General features: G+C 70.8%; 17 protein-coding genes and 1 tRNA gene. 9 read left to right on the top strand and 9 right to left on the bottom strand.

The features are described 5' to 3' along the window. The first annotated feature begins 11 nt into the window (after positions 1-11). Positions 12-86 (top strand) — tRNA-Arg (locus tag JI742_RS05810). A gap of 34 nt (positions 87-120) precedes the next feature. On the opposite strand, the gene hemW is transcribed toward JI742_RS05810, so the two are convergent. The 5 genes from hemW to JI742_RS05785 are packed head-to-tail and all read right to left on the bottom strand — an operon-like array spanning position 121 to position 4,677. Continuing rightward, a complete protein-coding gene (gene hemW / locus JI742_RS05805; protein WP_201824692.1) occupies positions 121-1,392 on the bottom strand; it encodes a radical SAM family heme chaperone HemW in 1,272 nt (423 codons plus the stop codon). A gap of 39 nt (positions 1,393-1,431) precedes the next feature. Next, on the bottom strand, positions 1,432-2,067 hold the full coding sequence (locus JI742_RS05800) for a non-canonical purine NTP pyrophosphatase (protein WP_201826425.1): 636 nt from the start codon (positions 2,065-2,067) through the stop codon (positions 1,432-1,434). 2 nt (positions 2,068-2,069) lie between these two features. Beyond that, a complete protein-coding gene (gene rph, locus JI742_RS05795; protein WP_201824690.1) occupies positions 2,070-2,825 on the bottom strand; it encodes a ribonuclease PH in 756 nt (251 codons plus the stop codon). 54 nt (positions 2,826-2,879) lie between these two features. Beyond that, the gene (locus JI742_RS05790; RefSeq protein WP_201824688.1) at positions 2,880-3,698 is read right to left on the bottom strand and encodes a PP2C family protein-serine/threonine phosphatase; all 819 of its coding nucleotides are present in this window, start codon (positions 3,696-3,698) and stop codon (positions 2,880-2,882) included. A 10-nt stretch (positions 3,699-3,708) separates the two neighbouring features. Continuing rightward, a complete protein-coding gene (locus JI742_RS05785; RefSeq protein WP_201824686.1) occupies positions 3,709-4,677 on the bottom strand; it encodes a serine/threonine protein kinase in 969 nt (322 codons plus the stop codon). A gap of 27 nt (positions 4,678-4,704) precedes the next feature. Here JI742_RS05785 and JI742_RS05780 point away from each other — a divergent pair, with 27 nt between their 5' ends. The 3 genes from JI742_RS05780 (at position 4,705) to JI742_RS05770 (ending at position 7,115) form a co-directional block, all read left to right on the top strand. After that, on the top strand, positions 4,705-5,628 hold the full coding sequence (locus tag JI742_RS05780; RefSeq protein WP_201824684.1) for a YicC/YloC family endoribonuclease: 924 nt from the start codon (positions 4,705-4,707) through the stop codon (positions 5,626-5,628). A 99-nt stretch (positions 5,629-5,727) separates the two neighbouring features. After that, positions 5,728-6,372 carry an adenylyl-sulfate kinase gene (gene cysC, locus JI742_RS05775; RefSeq protein ID WP_201824682.1) on the top strand — a complete coding sequence of 215 codons (645 nt, stop codon included), beginning with the start codon at positions 5,728-5,730 and terminating at the stop codon, positions 6,370-6,372. Positions 6,373-6,422: 50 nt separating this feature from the next. Beyond that, entirely contained in the window at positions 6,423-7,115 is a 693-nt protein-coding gene (locus tag JI742_RS05770) for a sulfotransferase (protein WP_201824680.1), read from the top strand. Between the two features lie 76 nt (positions 7,116-7,191). Here the strand turns inward: JI742_RS05770 and JI742_RS05765 are convergent, their stop codons facing one another. Beyond that, on the bottom strand, positions 7,192-7,878 hold the full coding sequence (locus JI742_RS05765; RefSeq protein WP_201824678.1) for a PRC-barrel domain-containing protein: 687 nt from the start codon (positions 7,876-7,878) through the stop codon (positions 7,192-7,194). A gap of 201 nt (positions 7,879-8,079) precedes the next feature. On the opposite strand from JI742_RS05765, the gene JI742_RS05760 reads away from it, so the two are divergent. After that, positions 8,080-8,613 (top strand): outer membrane protein, encoded by a 534-nt coding sequence (locus JI742_RS05760; protein ID WP_201824677.1) that lies wholly within the window; start codon positions 8,080-8,082, stop codon positions 8,611-8,613. 13 nt (positions 8,614-8,626) lie between these two features. Here JI742_RS05760 and JI742_RS05755 read toward each other — a convergent pair whose 3' ends face one another. The 3 genes from JI742_RS05755 to JI742_RS05745 form a co-directional block, all read right to left on the bottom strand. Next, entirely contained in the window at positions 8,627-9,592 is a 966-nt protein-coding gene (locus tag JI742_RS05755; RefSeq protein ID WP_201824676.1) for a response regulator transcription factor, read from the bottom strand. After that, the gene (locus tag JI742_RS05750; RefSeq protein WP_201824675.1) at positions 9,573-12,983 is read right to left on the bottom strand and encodes a hybrid sensor histidine kinase/response regulator; all 3,411 of its coding nucleotides are present in this window, start codon (positions 12,981-12,983) and stop codon (positions 9,573-9,575) included. The genes JI742_RS05755 and JI742_RS05750 overlap by 20 nt, the downstream gene beginning before the upstream one ends. 129 nt (positions 12,984-13,112) lie before the next feature. Continuing rightward, positions 13,113-14,249 (bottom strand): porin family protein, encoded by a 1,137-nt coding sequence (locus JI742_RS05745; protein WP_201824674.1) that lies wholly within the window; start codon positions 14,247-14,249, stop codon positions 13,113-13,115. Positions 14,250-14,436: 187 nt separating this feature from the next. On the opposite strand from JI742_RS05745, the gene urtA reads away from it, so the two are divergent. From urtA to urtD, 4 genes are all read left to right on the top strand, one after another. Beyond that, a complete protein-coding gene (urtA, locus tag JI742_RS05740; protein ID WP_201824673.1) occupies positions 14,437-15,696 on the top strand; it encodes an urea ABC transporter substrate-binding protein in 1,260 nt (419 codons plus the stop codon). Positions 15,697-15,866: 170 nt separating this feature from the next. After that, on the top strand, positions 15,867-17,471 hold the full coding sequence (gene urtB, locus JI742_RS05735) for an urea ABC transporter permease subunit UrtB (protein WP_201826423.1): 1,605 nt from the start codon (positions 15,867-15,869) through the stop codon (positions 17,469-17,471). 12 nt (positions 17,472-17,483) lie between these two features. Further along, a complete protein-coding gene (gene urtC, locus JI742_RS05730) occupies positions 17,484-18,674 on the top strand; it encodes an urea ABC transporter permease subunit UrtC (protein ID WP_201824671.1) in 1,191 nt (396 codons plus the stop codon). Then, positions 18,671-19,540: an urea ABC transporter ATP-binding protein UrtD gene (gene urtD / locus JI742_RS05725; protein ID WP_201824670.1), complete on the top strand. Its 870-nt coding sequence runs from the start codon at positions 18,671-18,673 to the stop codon at positions 19,538-19,540. The genes urtC and urtD overlap by 4 nt, the downstream gene beginning before the upstream one ends. Positions 19,541-19,553: the final 13 nt, after the last annotated feature.

Below are 19,553 nucleotides of genomic sequence, written 5' to 3'. Positions count from 1 at the left end.
CCGCGCCACACCTCCCTGTAGTTCAATGGATAGAACGGGGCCCTCCTAAGGCTCAGATACAGGTTCGATTCCTGTTGGGGAGGCCAGTTGCGCAGGGCGGGACTGGCTGCCGGGCCAAGATCAATCCGGCAGAAACATCCCAACCAACTCATTCAGAAAATCAAAGCCCTTGGCTGTGGGCTGAATCCAGCCTTCGGTGCCGAGTTTCAGCGCCAGCAGGCCGCGCTGCTGCGCGGCGTCGAGGGTCGACAGAATGGCGCCCAGGGGCAGGCCGGTGCGTTCGGCGAAAAGGTTGAGCGGCAGGCCGTCTTTCAGGCGCAGCGCGTTCATCATGAATTCGAAGGGCAGGTCCTTCGGGTCGATCTCGTGCTCGTTCGACACGGCGCGACCGGCCGGGGCTTCGGCCAGGTAGCGGGCCGGTTCGCGCCAGCGGACCTGGCGGATGACGCGTTCGGCGAAGCTGAGCTTGCTGTGCGCGCCGGCGCCGATCCCCAGGTAGTCGCCGAACTGCCAGTAGTTCTGGTTGTGCATGCAGCGGTGGCCGGGGCGAGCGAAGGCCGAGACCTCGTAGCGCGCCAGGCCGGCGGCGGCGGTGCGTTCGACGAGGCGGTCGAGCAGGGCGCTGGCCAGGTCGTCGTCAGGCAGGCCCGGGGGTGGGCGGCTGCCGAAGACGGTGTTGGGCTCCATCGTCAGGTGGTAGACGCTGAGGTGCGGCGGGGCGAAGGCCAGGGCCTGGTCGAGCTCGCGGTCGAGCGCCTCCAGCGTCTGGCCCGGCAGGGCATACATCAGGTCCAGGTTCCAGGTGCGAAAGGCGCGGGCGGCTTCCTCCAGCGCGGCGCGGGCCTGGGCGGCATCGTGCACACGGCCCAGGGTGCGCAGTTGCGCGTCGTCGAAGCTCTGCACGCCGACCGACAGGCGGGTGACACCGGCGTCGGCATAGCCCTGGAAGCGATCGCGCTCGAAGGTGCCGGGGTTGGCTTCGAGCGTGATCTCGGCCCCCGGCGCCAGGCGCAGCAGGCTGCGCAGCATGTCGATCAGCGTGCCGATGGCGGCCGGGCTGAACAGGCTGGGCGTGCCACCGCCGATGAAGACGCTGTGCACATTGCGGCCCCAGACCAGGGGCAGCGCGGCTTCCAGGTCGGCACGCAGGGCGGCAAGGTAGGCGGCCTGCTCGGCCCCGTCCGGGCCGCGCTGCGGCGCTGGGGCTTGCGCGGCAAGGGCGATCCGGCGCGGCCCGGGGGCCTGCAGCTCATGCGAGTTGAAGTCGCAGTAAGGGCACTTCTTCAGGCACCAGGGCAGGTGCACATAGACGGCCAGCGTGGGCGGCGCGGGCAGGCGCAAGGCGCCGGGGTCGCGGTGCAGGGTCAGCGGGCGGGGGTCGCGCGTGTCCATCTCGGGCAGGCTCAGGGCGTGAGATCGGGCCGCGCGGCCTCAGGGCCGGAGGGCCCAGACCTCGCGCAGTTGCGCGACCAGCGCCCGGGCGGCCGCACCGCGGTGGCTGAGCGCGGCCTTGCGGGCGGCGGGCAGCTCGGCCACGGCGGCGGCTTCGGAGGGGATCCACAGCAGCGGGTCGTAGCCGAAGCCCCCTTGCCCGCGCGGGGCCTGAAGCAGCTCGCCGGCCCAGCAGCCGGTGGCGACCAGGGGCAGCGGGTCATCGGCATGACGCACGGCCACCAGCACGCAGACGAAGGCGGCGCGGCGGTCGGCCTGGCCCTGCATCGCGGCCAGCAGGCGGGCGTTGTTGGCGGCGTCCTGCGCGGCGCGGCGGGCTTCGCGGTCGGCGAAGTCGCCGGCCGGCAGGGGCACGTAGACGGCCGAGTCGACGCCGGGCTGGCCGCCCAGGGCATCGACGCAGAGGCCGGAATCGTCGGCCAGGGCCGCGCCGCCGGCCGCGCGGGCGGCATGGCGGGCCTTGGCCAGGGCGTTCTCAAGAAAGCTGCGGTGCGGCTCCTCGGCCTCGGGGATGCCGAGGCTGCCCTGCCCCACCAGGGTCAGCGGCAGGTCGGCCAGCAGGCCCTGCAGCTCGCCCAGCTTCTTGGCGTTGTTGGACGCTAGGACGAGGCGCAGGCTCATCGCCCGAGCCCGGCCGTGATGCCCACCTCGGGCCGGGGTGCGGCCAGCGCGGCCTTCTGCAGGACGACCAGCTCGGCGATGCCCTGCTCGGCCAGTTGCAGCAGGCGATCCATCTCGGCGCGGCTGAAGGCTGCGCCCTCGGCCGTGCCCTGCACTTCCACGTAGTGACCGGCGCCGGTCATGACGACATTCATGTCGGTGTCGCAGGCGCTGTCCTCGACGTACTCCAGGTCGAGGCGGGCTTCGCCCTCCAGCAGGCCGACGCTGATGGCGGCGACATGGTCGCGGATCGGGTTGGCGGCCAGCTTGCCGGCGGCGATTAGGTCCTGCACCGCCTCGGCCATCGCCAGCCAGGCGCCGGTGATGGCGGCGGTGCGGGTGCCGCCATCGGCTTGCAGCACGTCGCAATCCAGGGTGATGGTGCGCTCGCCCAGGGCCTTGAGGTCCACCACGGCGCGCAGCGAGCGGCCGATCAGGCGCTGGATCTCCTGGGTGCGCCCGCTCTGCTTGCCGCGGGCGGCCTCGCGGTCGCCGCGGGTGTGGGTGGCGCGCGGCAGCATGCCGTACTCGGCCGTGACCCAGCCCTCGCCGCTGCCGCGCTTGTGCGGCGGCACGCGGTCCTCGACCGAGGCGGTGCACAGCACCTGGGTGTCGCCGAAGCCGACCAGCACCGAACCCTCGGCATGGCGGGTGTAGTGGCGGCTCAGTCGGACGGGACGCAGGGCGTCGGCGGGGCGGTTCTGGGGGCGCATGGCAGGGTCGTGTTTCGCAGGGGCCTGCATGGTCGCACGCCCTGTGCGAACGACTCAGGCGCCGGGCAAGGGCGGGGCCTTCAGGCGATGCTCGATGGTCGAGCCCTCGGCGGACTCGGCTTCGGCCAGGCCCGGCCCCGGCCAGCGCAGGGCCAGGGCGCTGACGTTGTCGCAGCGCGGGCCGCCGGCGTCGAGGGCCGCTTCGGCCAGGGCCGGCAGCGCGTCCTCGGGCGGGCCGTCGCTGAGCGCGGCGACGAGCATGTCCTCGTCCAGATTGCCCCAGAGTCCGTCGGAGCACAGCATGAGGCAGTCGCCTGGTTGCAAGGGCAGCGGGCCGGCCACGTCGACGCGCGGCGGCGTCGGACTGCCCAGGCAGGTGAAGAGCACATGGCGGTTCATCTGGGCCCAGTCGGCCAGGTGCTCGGCGGCCTCGGGCGGCATCTCGGCATAGCTGTGGTCGCGGGTGCGGGCCAGCAGGTGGCCGTCGCGCAGCAGGTAGATGCGCGAATCGCCGCAATGCGCCCACCAGGCCTCGTCCTCCTGCACCAGGCAGGCGACGAGGGTGGTGCGCGGCGTGTCGTCCAGGGCCTGCAGGCGGGCATGCTCGACGAGCTGGCGGTGCGCGGTGTGCACCGCCTCGGCCAGGAAGGTGGCCGGCGCGGCGATGCGCGGCTGCGCGGCGCGGGCGAACAGCAGGTCCAGGGTCTGCAGCGCAAGCTGGGCGGCGACATCGCCATCGGGATGGCCGCCCATGCCGTCGGCCAGCAGCAGCAGGGTGGCCTCGCCGCGGCGGGCATGGCCGACGCGGTCCTCGTTGCGACGGCGGCCGCCGCGGTGGCTGATCTGGACAGGGTCGAGCCGGGCGGCGGACACGTTCTGGCCTTCAGGACGGCGAGCCCGAGCGCAGGCTCTCGATCTGAAGCTTCAGCCTTTCGCTGAAGCTCAGCCGGGTGTAGCGGCGCTCGGTCTCGCGGGTCAGTTCCTTCTGCAGCGCGAAGACGCTCTGCGGACGGGACAGGGGATCGAGCGCCATACACCACTCGATCACCTCGATGAGATTGTCCGAATAGACATTGCGCATGCGTGACAGCGACAGGCCGAGCCGGTCCTTGTCCATGCGCTGCGGCGCATCCGGCGGCGGCATGCCGTGCATGCAGGCGTAGAGGCAGGCACCGATGGCGTACAGGTCGGTCCAGGGGCCGAGCGCGCCATCGCGCTTGTACATCTCGGGCGCGGCAAAGCCCGGCGTGTACATCGGGCGGATGAAGCTGCCTTCCTTGCTCAGCACCTCGCGCGCGGCGCCGAAGTCGAGCAGCACGGCCTTGTTGTCCTCGGTGATGAAGATGTTGGCCGGCTTGATGTCCAGATGCAGCATCTTGTGCTGGTGGACGATGCGCAGGCCGCGCAGGATCTCGTCGAAGAGGCTGCGGATCGAGCTCTCGCGGAAGATCTTGTCGCGCTTGAGATCGCGCGCGGTGACGATGAACTCCTGCAGGGTGTCGCCCTGCAAGTGGTTCATCACCATGTAGACCGTCTCGTTCTCGCGCAGGAAGTTCAGCACCGCGACCACGCTGGGGTGGCTGATCTGCGCCAGCGCGCGGCCTTCCTCGAAGAAGCTCTTGAGGCCCAGGCGGTAGAGCGCCTGCTTGTCGGGCCGCACCCGCGGCAGCAGCTCGCCGGGCTCCCGCTCGGCCAGCGAGGCGGGCAGGTACTCCTTGATCGCCACCCGGCGACCCTCGCCGTCCTCGGCGAGATAGACCACGCCGAAACCGCCCGAGGCCAGCTTGCGCAGGATCTGGTAGCCCCCGACCACGGTGCCGGCCGGCAGGGGCGCGGACTTCGGCTTTGCCATAATCGGATTTTGCAATGCGATAAATCCATGCCAGTCTACAGCATGACCGGCTACGCCCAGGCCCTGGCCGACGCGTCCGCCCCGAGCGTCTCGGACCCCGCCCCGGCCCCCCGAGCGGGCAGCGGACTGGCCATCGACATCCGCTCCGTCAACAGCCGTTTCCTCGACCTCGCCTTCCGTCTGCCCGACGAACTTCGCGGCCTCGAACCGGCGCTGCGCGAGCTGATCGCCGGCAGCCTCAAGCGCGGCAAGGTCGAGCTGCGCATCGCCACCCGCGAAGGGAGCGAGACCGCCTGGCCGCAGCCGCAGATGGAGCAGCTCACCGCGCTGGCGCGGCTTGAAGGCAGCGTGCGCAACTGGCTGCCCCAGGCCGCCCCCCTCAGCGTGCACGAGGTGCTGACCTGGTGCCGCGGCGGCGGCAGCGCCGTGCGCAGCGACGAGCAGGTGCTGGCCCTGGCCCGCCAGGCCCTGGCCGGCCTGAGCGAGGCCCGCGCCCGCGAAGGCGCCAAGCTCGTCGAGATCCTGCAATCGCGCATCACGCGCCTGCGCGAGCTGGCCGCCGAGGCCGGCCCCCTGCTGCCGCAGGTGGTCGCGCGCCAGCAGCAACGCTTCCTGGAACGCTGGCAGGACGCGCTGGCCGCCGCCGACGGCGGCGGCAGCATCCCCGCCGACACCCTGCGCGACCGCGCACTGACCGAGGCCGCGTCCTACGCCATCCGCATCGACGTGGCCGAGGAACTCGGCCGCCTGAACGCCCACCTCGACGAGATCGAGCGCCTGCTGAAGAAGGGCGGTGAACTCGGCAAGCGCCTGGACTTCCTGATCCAGGAACTGCACCGCGAAGCCAACACCCTCGGCTCCAAGTCCGCCGCGCTGGAGCTGACCCAGATCTCGGTGGAGATGAAGGTCGCGATCGAGCAGATGCGGGAACAGGTGCAGAACATCGAGTGAGGCCTGCCCGTACCATGCAGCCCGCCCGGTCCATGCCGGGCAGGTCGCGCCCCCGCCCAGCGGGCCCCGCGCGGAGATCCAACGATCCAAGGCGTTTGCATGGCAACACCGACACCGGCCCCCGGCCCGGCCCAGCGTCCGGGCGATGGGGGAGGCGATCTGCATGCGCAGGCCCTGTCCGTCAGCAAGCAGGATCGGGCGGTGCTGCTCGGGCAGACGCCCCGGGTGCTGTGGCTGACCGGCCTGTCGGGTGCGGGCAAGAGCACGATCGCCAATGCCGTGTGCGCCCGCCTGCACCACCAGGGCCGGGCGACCTATCTGCTGGACGGTGACCACCTGCGTGGTGGCCTGAGCTGTGACCTGGGCTTCTCGGAAGCCGACCGCAAGGAGCAGGTGCGGCGGGTGGCCGAGGTGGCGCGGCTGATGGTCGATGCCGGCCTGATCGTGCTGACGGCACTGATCTCGCCCTTCCGCGCCGACCGGGCGCTGGCACGCGGCCGCTTCGCACCGGGCGAGTTCCTGGAAGTCTTCGTCGACGTGCCGCTGGCGGTGGCCGAGGCGCGCGACCCGAAGCTGCTGTACGCCAAGGCGCGTGCCGGCACACTCGCCAGCTTCACCGGCATCGGCTCACGCTATGAGCCTCCCCTGGATCCCGAGCTGCATCTGCGCACCGACCGGGAGGCACTGGACATCTGTGTCGAGCGGGTGCTGGCCCTGCTGAACCCGCCGGCGGCCGGGCGCTGAATGCAGCCTCCGCCCCCTGAGCCCTTGCCTGCTGGAAGCGATCCCCTGCCGTGTCCCTCCTGAAATCCCTGTTGCAGCGCCTGTTCCGCACCGCACCTGCCGCCGCGGACGCTGCGGTGGCATCGCCCGAGCCCGTGAGGGCATCGGCCGCGCCTGCGCCCGCCGCCGAAGGCCCGCTGCCCGCCGGGCATCCGCGCGTCTTCGGCATCGGCCTGAGCAAGACGGGCACGACGACGCTCGGCACGTGCTTCGAGATCCTCGGCTTGCGTCGCCGCTGCACCTACTCGCTGGAGCACACGATGCGCCTGATCGACGGCGATGTGGCGGGCGTGCTGGCCGCGGCCGACTGCTACGAGGCGCTGGAGGATTCGCCCTGGTTCGCGGTCTATGAGCAGCTCGCGCAGCGCCATCCGCAGGCGCTGTTCATCCTGACGCGGCGCAGGGACGGCGCGGCCTGGGTGCGCAGCGCGCTGAACCACGGCGCCCACAGCCCCGAAGCCGCCCGCGCGCTGGGCCGCCGCTTCTTCGAACGCCTGCTGCCCGGCGTGCCGGTGGATGCCCTCCACGACACGCACAACGCGCGGGTGCGCGCCTTCTTCGCCGACCAGCCGCAGCGCCTGCTGGAGGTCTGCTGGGAAGAGGAAGCCTCCTGGGACGCGCTCTGCGCCTTCCTCGGCCGGCCGCTGCCGGCCCAGCCCTTCCCGCACGAGAACCAGGGCGTCTACACGCCGCCGGTCGGCTGAGCGGCGAGGCGCGGCCGATCGACCGGCCGAGCGCGACGATCCCGGCCGCAGCCGGAAGCGCCGCGGCCTGGAAGGCTCAGCCCAGGGCTCGGTCGATCGTCTTGCGCAGGCGGGCGGTGGCGGCGTTGACCTCGGCCTCGAAGTCATGCCAGCGCGCTTCGCTGGCCTGCTTCAGGGCCGCGAGCTTGCCCTCCGCACCCCGCACATCGGCCTGCAGCGCGGTGATCTCGACATCGATCTTGGCCCGGGCCTCGGCCAGCGATGCCGCGGCGCGCTTGTCCAGCGTGACGAGCGCCGCGCGGCCCTTGGCGATGTCCTTGTCGGCGGCGTCGATGAAGGCATCGCGCTTGGTGTTGTCGCTTGCGTAGGTGAAGACCGGCATGCCCTTGATCGTGTCGGGCGTCGCGCCGGCCATCACCAGCTTGCCGGCCCGATCCTGGATCTGCGAGACCGGCACGGCCACGTCATGCCGGCCGATGCCGACGAAGCCACCCGCGCCGACGATGACATAGGACACGTTCCGGTCGGGCGCGATGATCAGATCCTCGACCTTGCCGACCTTCTGTCCGGTATCGTTGTAGATCGTCTTGCCGAGCAGCGTCTTCTTCACGCTCCAGCCCATCGCGAGACGGGTGGATTCGGAGACGCTGACGTCGACCGAGGTGCTGCCGCCGGCCACCTGGGCCGTGGCGGGTGCCATGCTGCCGAAGGCGCCGGCAACGATCAGCGTCGCGAGCGAAAGGCGGGAAAGGGTGCGCTTCATGATGGGTGTCCTTGAGGTCTGGGGATGCCGTCGTGTTCAACGACGGGCGTGAGCTGCTTGTACGGCGGGGGCCGGGAACGGTCTGTTCGAGAGACCACGCGCGGCCGTGCCGAGGCGAATCGGTGGCGCACAGACAGGACGACCGGCGGGCCGCAGCCTCGGCGTCTTGCTTCACGTCGAAGCGCCATTGCCCAGGACCCCATGAACACCTTGCTCACCCCACGCGCCGCGGCCCTGGCCGCCGCCTTCCTCCTTGGCAGCTTCGGCTGCGCCAGGGCCCAGGGGCTCTACGTCGGCGCCAACCTCGGCACGCCGGACTACAACAGCCGGGTCAACGGCATCGACGGCGGCGGCAGCGGACTCGGCGGCAAGGTCTATGTCGGCCTGCCGATCACCCCGGGCTTCGCGCTTGAGGGGGGCTACTTCAATGTCGGCCACATCAACAATGCCAGCGGCAAGGTCAAGGTGCGCGGGGTCTTCGTGGATGGCGTCGGCTCCTACGCCTTCGCGCCCAACTGGTCGGTGCTCGGCCGGATCGGCCTGGCGCAAGGGCGCTTCCACACCTCCAACGGCAAGGATTCCAGCCCGGCGCTGCGGCTGGGTGCCGGCCTGGAATACGCGCTCAGTGCCTCGACGGCGCTGCGCGGGGAATACGGGCACTACCGTTTCTCCAGTGCCTTCGGCCACACCGCCAACATCGGCGAGTTCAGCCTGGGGGTGAAGATCGGCTTCTGAGCGCCAGCAGGCGCTAGAGCCCTGCCGAGGCCAGCACGGCCGCGGCCGAGCGGGTCTCGACGCCGAGCTTCTCGAAGATGTGTTCGAGGTGCTTGGTGACGGTGCGCGGCTTCATGCCGCAGATCTCGGCGATGTCGCGGTTGGTCTTGCCGCGGGCGACCCAGTAGAGGACTTCGGTCTCGCGCGGCGTCAGTGCGGCGCGGCGCAGCCGGGGGTCGCCGCTGGCTGCCTGCGGGCCGGGAGCGGCCGCCTCGGCGGCCGGCGGACGGGCCACGGGGGCCAGCGGGCCGCGTTCCAGCAGCAGCAGGCGCTCGCCCTCGCCGTGGTGGCCGACGCGGCGCACGCGCAGGCCCTGCGCGCCGCGTTGCAGTTGCAGCGGCGGCGCCTCCTCGGGCGGCAGGCCGGGCGGCAGCGGCGCGGCCAGCCAGCGCGCCAGGGCCTCGGGCAGGGCCTCGCCGGCCTCGGGGAAGAAGTCGGCCAGCCACTCGGCCGCGCGCGGCGAGCGCCAGGGCAGGCGGCCCTCGGCATCGACGACCAGCACGGCCTGGCCGGCCAGGTCCAGCGCGTCGCGGGCCTGGCGGATGGCCGCGGCATGGCGGGTGTGGGTACGCAGGCGGGCGATCAGCTCCTCGGGCCGCACCGGCTTGGTCACGTAGTCGATGCCGCCGGCGCGGAAGCCCTCGACGATGTGCTCGGTCTCGGTCAGCCCGGTCATGAAGACCACCGGGATGGCGGCATGCGCCGGCTGCGATTTCAGCCGGCGGCAGACCTCGAAGCCGTCCATGCCGGGCAGCATGGCGTCGAGCAGGATGGCATCGACCTCGACCCGCGCCAGGCGCTCCAGCGCCGAGGGGCCGTCGAGCGCGACCAGCACGGTGAAGCCCGCCTCGTCGAGCGCCTCGACGAGGAAGGCCAGGGAATCGGGCACGTCGTCGACCACCAGCACGGTGGCCGCGCGCTCATCCGGCGGGGGCGTCATGGGGGCGGGGGGCGGGTCGGTCGGAATCGGACTGCACACGGGCCAGGTAGGTGTCGAGGTCGAAGCTGCGCAGCGGCTCGCGCAGCCACTGGATGAAGGGGGCCAGGGCGGGGTCGTGCCGTTCCAGCTCGTCGAGCTTGCGGCGGATGGCCATCACATGGCCGATGCGGCCCAGCTCGGCCAGGGTGCTGCGCTCGGCCGGGCCGGGGCGGGGCCAGGCGCCTTCGGCGGGCGGGGCCGCCGGGCCGGCTGGCGGCGGCTCGGGCTCATGGCTGCGCAGTTGCCAATCCAGGTCGAGCTGGCGGCCAAGCAGGGCCAGCAGCTCGGATTCCAGCACGGGCTTGTCGATGAAGCCCTGGCAGCCGGCCCAGGCCTTGAGCGCATCGACATCGGCAAAGATGTTGGCCGAGACCATGATGACCGGCGGCTGCACCGGCAGGGTCAGGGCGCGCAGCGCGCGGCAGGTCTCCCAGCCGTTCATCTCGGGCATCTCCACATCCATCAGCACGGCATCGGGGGCCAGGGTCTCGACGACGGCCAGGGCCTCAGGGCCGCTGGCGGCCTCCTGCACCTGGAAGCCCAGGGGAGCCAGCAGGCCGGCCAGCAGGTGGCGCTGCATGGGCTGGTCGTCGACGACCAGCAGGCTGCGGCGGCGGCCGGCGTAGCCAATCACCTCCTGGCCGGTGGAGGGCTGCTGGCGCGGGTTCGTCACCTCGCGCAGGTAGGTGCGCACGCGGAAGGTGCTGCCTTCGCCGGGCCGGCTTTCCACCGTCAGCTCGCCGCCCATCAGCTCGGTCAGCAGGTGGGTGATGGTCAGGCCCAGGCCGGTGCCGGCGCTGGCCCGGCTGCGGCCCGGTGCGCTGCGCTCGAAGGGCAGGAAGATGCGCTCCAGGTCGGCCGCCGGAATACCGATGCCGGTGTCGATCACCTCGAAGCGCGCGATCTCGCGGCCCCAGGCCACGCGCAGCCGCACCTCGCCGCGGTCGGTGAACTTCACCGCATTGGCCAGCAGGTTGATCAGCACCTGGCGCAGGCGCTTGGCGTCGGTCGAGACGACCGCCGGCAGCCGCCCCTCGACCTCGAAGTGACAGGCCAGGCCCTTGGCCCGCGCCTCCACGCCAATCAGCTTGACGATCTGCGCAAGGAAGTCGGGAAAGGCCACCTCGGCCTGTTCGAGCTTGAGCTTGCCGGCCTCGATGCGGGCCAGGTCCAGCAGACCGTCGACGAGCTGCAGCAAGTGCTCGCCGCTGCGGCGGATCACGTCCACCGCCTCGCGGCGGCGCGGCGCCAGATCGGCATCGCGCTGCAGGATCTGGGCATAGCCGAGGATGCCGTTGAGCGGCGTGCGCAGCTCATGCGTCATGCCGGTCACGTAGCGGGTCTTGGCCAGGTTGGCGGACTCGGCCTGCTCCTTGGCGGCTTGCAGCTTGGCATCGGTGGCGCGGTGGGCCTCGATCTCGCGCATCAGCAGGGCGGTCTGGCGGTTCGATTCCTCGTGGGCGACGGCGCGGCTCTCCTTCTCCAGCACGATCCACCAGGCGCCCACGGCCAGCGCGACGGCGAAGAGCATGCCGGTCTGCAGCAGGGTGTCGCGCAGCAGGCGCTCGACCTCCTGCGCGGCGCCGCCGATCAGCGCCTCCTGCGTCCAGACCAGGGCCAGCAAGGCGGCAGCAAACAGCATCAGGCCGCCGTAGAGCACGGCCCAGTCGCGCACGCGCCGGCTCAGCAGGCCGTGCCGGGCCTGCGCGGGCTCGCCGGGCGGGGCCTTGCAGCGGTCGTGGCAGCGCGCGTCCAGCGTGCAGCACAGGGAGCAGATCGCGCCGCCGTAGGCCGGGCAGTGGGCCATGTCCTCGGGCTCGTAGGTCTTCTCGCACAGCACGCAGGCGCAGGCATACCGGGGCGCGCGCTCGGCGCTGCGGGCGATGTACCAGCGCCCGCGCGTGGCCCAGGCGATCAGGGGGCTGAACAGCAGGGCCAGCAGCAGGGCCAGGAAGGGCGCGAAGGCCGCGGCCAGCGGACCGAAGGCGCCCAGGTAGGCGGCGATCGCCACCGCCGCGGCCAGCGCGGTGGAGCCGACACCAACCGGGTTGATCGCATGAAGGTGGGCGCGCTTGAACTCGATGCCCGGCGGCGACAGGCCCAGCGGCTTGTTGATCACCAGATCCGCCACCAGGGCGCCGACCCAGGCGATGGCCAGGTTGGCATAGAGGCCGAGCACGCGCTCCAGCGCCTCGAACACCCCCAGCGCCATCACCAGCACCGCGACCAGCACATTGAACACCACCCACACCACCCGGCCGGGATGGCTGTGCGTGAGCCGCGCGAAGAAGTTGCTCCAGGCCAGCGAGCCGGCATAGGCATTGGTCATGTTGATCTTGACCTGGCTGACGACGACGAAGAGCACGGTCGCCGCCAGCGCCCAGCCGCCCGGGCCCAGCACCTGGGTGTAGGCGGCCAGGTACATCTGGGTGGGCTCGATGGCCTGATCGTCGGGCACGCCGGCCTGCATGGCCAGATGGGCCAGGAAGGCCCCGCCGACCATCTTCAGCGCGCCCGGCACGATCCAGCCCGGGCCGGCGACGATCAGTGCGCCCCACCAGCGCCAGCGCTTGGCGGGGGTGGGCTCGGGCAGGAAGCGCAGGAAGTCGACCTGCTCGCCGATCTGCATGACCAGCGCGAACAGCACCGCTGCCGCCGTGCCGAAGAGCAGCGGGTCGAAGCCCGGCTGCTGGGGGGCCTGGACCGCCGCCGCGAAGTCGGCATAGGCCCCGGGCGACTGCCAGGCCAGCAGCACGAAGGGCAGCAGCCACAGCAGCAGCCAGGCCGGCAGGGTGAGCCATTGCACGCGGCTGATCAGGGTGATGCCGCGCGTGACCAGCGGGATGATGGCCAGCGAGCTGAGCAGGTAGGCCCAGCCCAGCGGCAGGCCGGTGGCCAGCTCGATCGCGCGGGCCAGCACCACGCCTTCAAGCGCGAAGAAGATGAAGGTGAAGCTGGCGTAGATCAGCGAGGTAATCGTCGAGCCCAGGTAGCCGAAGCCGGCGCCGCGGGTCAGCAGGTCCATGTCCAGTCCGTGGCGGGCCGCATAGACGCAGATCGGCAGGCCGGTCGCGAAGATCACCACGCCGACGCTGAGGATGGCCCACAGCGTGTTCCAGAAGCCGTGGGTCAGGGCCAGGGCCGCGCCGATGGCCTCCAGCACCAGGAAGGACATCGCGCCCGAGGCGGTGTTGGCCACCCGCCAGCTCGACCAGCGCCGGCCGCCCTTGGCGGTGTAGCGCAGGGCGTAGTCCTCCAGCGTCTCGTCGGCGACCCAGGTGTTGTAGTCGCGCCGGATCTTGAAGATGCGCTGCGCAGCGGGAAGCTGGGCGGGCGGCGGCAGGCTGGACATGGCAGGGGCGTGAGCAAGTTCCGATCCCGCGCCTCAAAAAAGCGGCGGAGCACCCCGGGGGGCCGCTCCGCCGAATCACTCACTGCGCATGAAGGGAAACCGGCCCCGGGGGGCCGGGATCGGAAGGTCTCAGTACTGGAACTGGGCACCGATCAGGAACTTGTCGATCTTGCTGCCGGTGGCGTCGCTGTCGGTGTTGGTGTAGACGGCCGACAGGCGGGCGTTGTGGCCGGAGATCACGTAGTTGAGGCCGATGTCGTAGGCGCTCACGTCGCGGTTGGCGGCATCGGGGCTGCTGCGCTGGTAGCGCACGAAGGGCTGCAACTTGCCGTGGCCGATCGGCTGCGGGAAGAGCCAGGCCACACTGACCAGGTAGGCCTTGCCCGGGGCCAGGCCGCCGACATTGCCCGTGGCGGGGGCCACATCCACATCGTCGAAGTCGTACTTGTAGGCCGCGCCTTCGAGCGTCAGCACACCCGGGCCGAGGTTCTTCTCGAACAGCACGTCGATGTTGTAGCCGAGGTAGTCGTCCTTGTTGCCGGCGGTGCCGACGCCGTCGCTCTGCTGGAGCAGGGCCAGGCCGACGGTGAAGAGATCCTTCGCGCCGTAGTAGGTGCTGGCGGTGTAGTAGGCCGGGGCCGGCTCGGCATCGAGGAAGGCATAGGCCACGCGGCCGGCGAAGAGCAGGTTGGCATCTTCGTTGGACAGGCCGGCCGCCTTGTTGTGGCCCTCGAACAGGCCGAAGGCATAGGTCAGCTTGCCGCCCAGCGGCTTGCCCCAGACAGTGATGCCGTTGTCGCGGCCGGCAAAGATCGCCGGGTAGGACGAGACCACGCCGGGATAGTCCCAGGCGGCGATGAAGAACGGGCCGTCGAGGTTGGCGCGATCGCTGGGCGGCAGCATGCGGCCCATCCAGACGTTGAACAGCGACGAGGGCTCGTATTGCACATAGGCGTCGAGAAGCTTCACGTCGTCTTCGAGGGCGTCGACGTTGAAGGTCACGCCAAACACCTTCTGGATGCGGGCGCTCATGTATAGCCGTGCCACCTCCATCGTGAAGTCATTGCTGCGGCTGTCGCCGCTGGGCGCGCCATCCTCGACCGAGCTGTAGCTCACGCGCAGGCCGCCACCGATCGACACCGAGTTGTTCTCGTCGATCTTGAAGGTGGCGCCGGCCTGGGCCGAGGGCAGGACGGCCAGCGCCAGGCCGAGGGGCAGCAGCGCCTGCACCAGCGGGCGCAGGCGGGCCGGGATCGAAGTCTTCATGGGCAAGCTCCTGGGGATCGTGGGCAGGTGGAGACAGGGGGGAACGGAACGCACTGTCCGGCCGGCCTGCGCAGGACGGAATACGACATTCGTCGTATGGCCCGGGCTGGCGCCGCGGGGGATAAACCCGCTGCCAACGACGGCGGCCGACCCGCGGCCATCGATTCATCCCCTGGAGTGCACCCCCATGCAACGTCGCCCCCTGCTCCTGTCCTCCGTCTGTGCCGCCGCGCTGCTGGGCGCCGGCCTGACGGCCCAAGCCGCCGAGACCCTCAAGGTCGGCGTGCTGCATTCGCTGTCCGGCACCATGGCCATCTCGGAGACGGTGCTCAAGGACACCGTGCTGATGGCCCTGGACGAGATCAATGCCAAGGGCGGCCTGCTCGGCAAGAAGCTGGAGCCGGTCGTCGTCGACCCGGCCTCGAACTGGCCGCTGTTCGCCGAGAAGGCCAAGCAGCTCATCGGCCAGGACAAGGTGGCCGTCACCTTCGGCTGCTGGACCTCGGTCAGCCGCAAGAGCGTGCTGCCGGTCTTCGAGGAGCTCAACGGCCTGCTCTTCTACCCCGTGCAGTACGAGGGCGAGGAGCTGAGCAAGAACGTGTTCTACACCGGCGCCGCGCCCAACCAGCAGGCCATTCCCGCCGTGGAATACCTGATGAGCAAGGACGGCGGCTCGGCCAAGCGCTTCGTGCTGCTGGGCACCGACTACGTCTATCCGCGCACGACCAACAAGATCCTGCGCGCCTTCCTCAAGAGCAAGGGCATCCCCGAGTCGGACATCCTGGAGGAGTACACCCCCTTCGGCCACACTGACTACCAGAGCATCATCGCCAAGATCAAGAAGTTCGCGTCCGAGGGCAAGAAGACGGCCGTGGTCTCGACCATCAACGGCGACTCCAACGTGCCCTTCTACAAGGAGCTCGGCAACCAGGGCCTGAAGGCAACCGACGTGCCGGTGGTGGCCTTCTCGGTGGGTGAGGAGGAGCTGCGCGGCGTGGACACCAAGCCGCTCGTGGGCCACCTGGCCGCCTGGAACTACTTCATGTCGATCAAGAGCCCGGCCAATGCCGAGTTCACCAAGAAGTGGGCCGCCTACGCCAAGGCCAAGAAGCTGCCCAACGCCGACAAGCCGCTGACCAACGACCCGATGGAGGCCACCTACATCGGCGTGCACATGTGGGCGCAGGCGGTGAAGAAGGCCGGCACGACCGACACCGACAAGGTCATCGCCGCGATGGCCGGCCAGACCTTCCCGGCACCGGGCGGCTTCACCTCGACGATGGACCCGAAGAACCACCATCTGCACAAGCCGGTGTTCATCGGCGAGATCAAGGCCGACGGCCAGTTCAAGGTGGTGTGGAAGACCAAGGGCCCGGTCAAGGCCGAGCCCTGGAGCCCCTACATCCCGGGCAACGACAAGAAGAAGGACGAGCCCGAGAAGAAGTGAGTCCCGGGGCCCGGACCCGGGGGGTTCGGGCCCGATGGGCATCGTCCTTGCTGAGCTGTGCCTGAGCCCGGCCGGTGTGCACACCGGCCGGCTGCTCCGGGCCGTCGCAGCCGCGGCTGCGACCCTTTCCGACCGAGCCGAGGATCGCCGTGATTCCCCGACCCCTGCGCATGCTGCGCCGCAGCCTGGCCACCGGCCTGCTGCTGGCGCTGGCCGCCGCCCTGCCCGCCCATGCGCTGACGCCCGAGCAGGCCCGGCGGGCCGCGGCCGATGACAACGAAAGCCGCATCGCCGCCCTCTTCGAGCTGGCCGCCGAAGCCACGCCCGAGGCCCGCAACTTCCTCGTCCGCATGGCCGACGATGCGCTGAAGCTCGATCCCCAGGGCCGCGTGCTGGCCGTGGACGAGGCCGGCGCCCTGGTCGATGCGGTGAGCGGCGCGGCCGTGGCCGGCGACCCGGCTGCGCTGGAGGACGTCGTCACCCCCAACCGCGTCGGCGCGGCCGTGCAGGCGGCGCTGGCCGCCTTCGACTTGTTCGCGCCCGAGGCCGCCACCCGCCGCAGCGCGGCCCTGACCCTGGGTGCCGACCCGCAGCCCGCGTTGCTGCCGCTGGTGCGCCGGGCCGCAGCGGCCGAAGCCGACCCGCAGGCGCTCCAGGCCCTGAGCGGCCTGAAGGCGCGGCTGGAGCTGGGTGCCCCCGAGGCCGCCACCCGCCTGGCCGCCGTCGCCCTGCTGGCCGAAAGCCGCGAGCCGGCCGTGCGCGCCCTGCTGGCCGCCCGCCTGGGCGGCGACGACGGCCTGCCGGCCGAGACCGACGCCAAGGTGCGCGCCGCCCTGGCCGCCGGCATCGACACCATCGCCCGAACGCTGAAGCTGGGCGAGACGCTCGGCACCCTGTTCAGCGGCATCAGCCTGGGCAGCATCCTGCTGCTGGCCGCGCTGGGCCTGGCCATCACCTACGGCCTGATGGGCGTGATCAACATGGCGCATGGCGAGCTGATCATGGTCGGCGCCTACGCCACCTGGGCGGTGCAGAACGCGGTGCGTGCCCTGGCGCCCGGCTGGTTCGACTGGTATCCGCTGCTGGCCCTGCCGGTGGCCTTCGCGAGCGCGGGCGCGGTCGGCATCCTGATGGAGCGGCTGGTGATCCGCCACCTCTACGGCCGGCCGCTGGAGACCCTGCTGGCCACCTGGGGCCTGAGCCTGATCCTGATGCAGACGGTGCGCAGCCTGTTCGGCGCGCAGAACGTGCAGGTGGAGAACGCGGCCTGGCTCTCGGGCGGTGTCGAGGTGCTGGCCAACCTCACCCTGCCCTACAACCGGCTGGCGATCATCGTGTTCGCGGGCGCGGTGGTGGTGGCGGTGTCGCTGCTGCTCACCCGCACCCGGCTGGGGCTGGATGTGCGCGCGGTCACGCAGAACCGCCGCATGGCCGGCTGCATGGGCGTGAACACGCCGCGCATCGACATGTGGGCCTTCGGCCTCGGCTCGGGCGTGGCCGGCCTGGCGGGCTGCGCGCTGTCGCAGGTCGGCAATGTCGGGCCGGACCTGGGCCAAGCCTACATCGTCGACAGCTTCATGGTCGTCGTGCTCGGCGGCGTCGGCCAGTTGATCGGCACGGTCTATGCCGGCCTGGGCCTGGGCCTGGGCAGCAAGTTCCTCGAAGCCTGGCAGGGCGCGGTGCTGGCCAAGATCGCCGTGCTGGTCTTCATCATCGCCTTCATCCAGAAGCGTCCGCAGGGCCTGTTCGCCCTCAAGGGCCGTGTCATCGACTGAGCCTGCCGCACCATGACATCTCCCGCCCTCCCCTCCCCCGGCGCCGGCTACGCCGGCTTGCCGCAGGCCCTGCCTCACTCGCTGCGCTTCGCGCGGCTGTTCAGCCCGCGCCAATGGCTGGCGCTGCTGGCGGTCGCGTCCCTGCTGATCGTCGGCCTGCCGCTGGCCAATCTGCTGCTGCCCGAGGGGCATGTGCTGCATGTCTCGGACTACAGCATCACCCTGCTGGGCAAGATCCTCTGCTACGCCCTGGTGGCGCTGGCCATGGACCTGATCTGGGGCTACACCGGCATCCTGTCGCTGGGCCACGGCGTGTTCTTCGCGCTGGGCGGCTATGCCATGGGCATGTACCTGATGCGCTCGATCGGACGCGACGGCAACTACCAGTCGGACCTGCCGGACTTCATGGTCTTCCTCGACTGGAAGGAGCTGCCCTGGACCTGGTGGAACACCGACAGCTTCCTGTGGTGCATGGTGCTGGTGGTGGCGGTGCCGGGCCTGCTGGCCTGGGTCTTCGGCTGGTTCGCCTTCCGCTCGCGGATCAAGGGCGTGTACTTCTCGATCATCACCCAGGCCCTGACCTTCGCCTTCATGCTGCTCTTCTTCCGCAACGAGACGGGCTTCGGCGGCAACAACGGCTTCACCGACTTCAAGCGCATCCTGGGCTTCCCGATCGCCGCGCCGGAGACGCGCGCCACGCTGTTCGCGATCACCGCCTTCGTGCTGCTGGCGGTGCTGGTGGGCGCGCGCTGGCTGGTCACCAGCAAGTTCGGCCGCGTGCTGACCGCGATCCGCGATGCCGAGAACCGCACCATGTTCTGCGGCTACGACCCGCTGGGCTACAAGCTGACGATCTGGACGCTGTCGGCCGTGCTCTGCGGCATCGCCGGGGCGCTCTATGTGCCGCAGGTCGGCATCATCAACCCGGGCGAGATGTCGCCGGCCAACTCGATCGAGATCGCGATCTGGGCGGCGGTCGGCGGGCGCGGCACGCTGATCGGGCCGCTGATCGGCGCCGGCCTCGTCAATGGCTTCAAGAGCGTCTTCACCGTCTGGTTCCCGGAGTACTGGCTGTACTGCCTGGGCCTGCTCTTCGTCGTCGTGACCCTCTACATGCCCAATGGCGTGATCGGGCTCAAGGCCAGCCTGATGGCCGCCTGGGCCGCACGCAAGCGCCGCACGCCGCCGGAGACCCGCGCATGACGCCCGACCTGATGGAAGCCGGCGCCGCCACCCGGGCGCGCCATGCCGAACGGCGGCAGGCCGGCGGCTCGGGCGGCCGCAGCGCGGGCTATGGCCGGGTGCTGCAGCCGGGCGTGGTCGATGTCTCGCACGGGCCCATCCTCTACCTGGACGACATCAGCGTCAGCTTCGACGGCTTTCGCGCGCTGAACAAGCTGAGCCTGGCCATCGACGACGGCGAGCTGCGCTGCATCATCGGCCCGAACGGCGCCGGCAAGACGACGATGATGGACGTGATCACCGGCAAGACGCGGCCCGACAGCGGCACCTGCTTCTTCGGCCAGACCATCGACCTGACGCGCCTGAGCGAGCCCGAGATCGCGCATGCCGGCATCGGCCGCAAGTTCCAGAAGCCGACCGTCTTCGAGATGCTGTCGGTCTTCGAGAACCTCGAACTGGCGATGAAGACCGACAAGCGCGTGGCCGCCGCGCTCAAGGCCCGGCTCGGCAGCGCCGAGCTCGACCGCATCGCCGCCACGCTGGCGCGCATCGGCCTGCAGGGCAGCGCGGACCGGCCGGCCGGCCTGCTCTCGCACGGCCAGAAGCAGTGGCTGGAGATCGGCATGCTGCTGATGCAGGAGCCGCGGCTGCTGCTGCTCGACGAGCCGGTGGCCGGCATGACCGATGCCGAGACGGCCAAGAGCGCCGAGCTGTTCGCCGCGCTCAAGGGCGATGTCTCGCTGGTCGTGGTTGAGCACGACATGGACTTCGTCGCCGCGCTCGGCGGCAAGGTCACCGTGCTGCACGAAGGCAGCGTGCTGGCCGAAGGCCCGCTGGCTGCTGTGCAGGCGGACCCGCGGGTCATCGAGGTCTACCTCGGCCGCTGAACAGGACGCACGC

The organism is Piscinibacter lacus (assembly GCF_016735685.1).
Taxonomy (GTDB): Bacteria; Pseudomonadota; Gammaproteobacteria; order Burkholderiales; family Burkholderiaceae_C; genus Aquariibacter; species Aquariibacter lacus.
The sequence above is the reverse complement of the archived record's forward strand: the minus strand, read 5'-3'. Positions and strand labels throughout refer to the sequence as shown.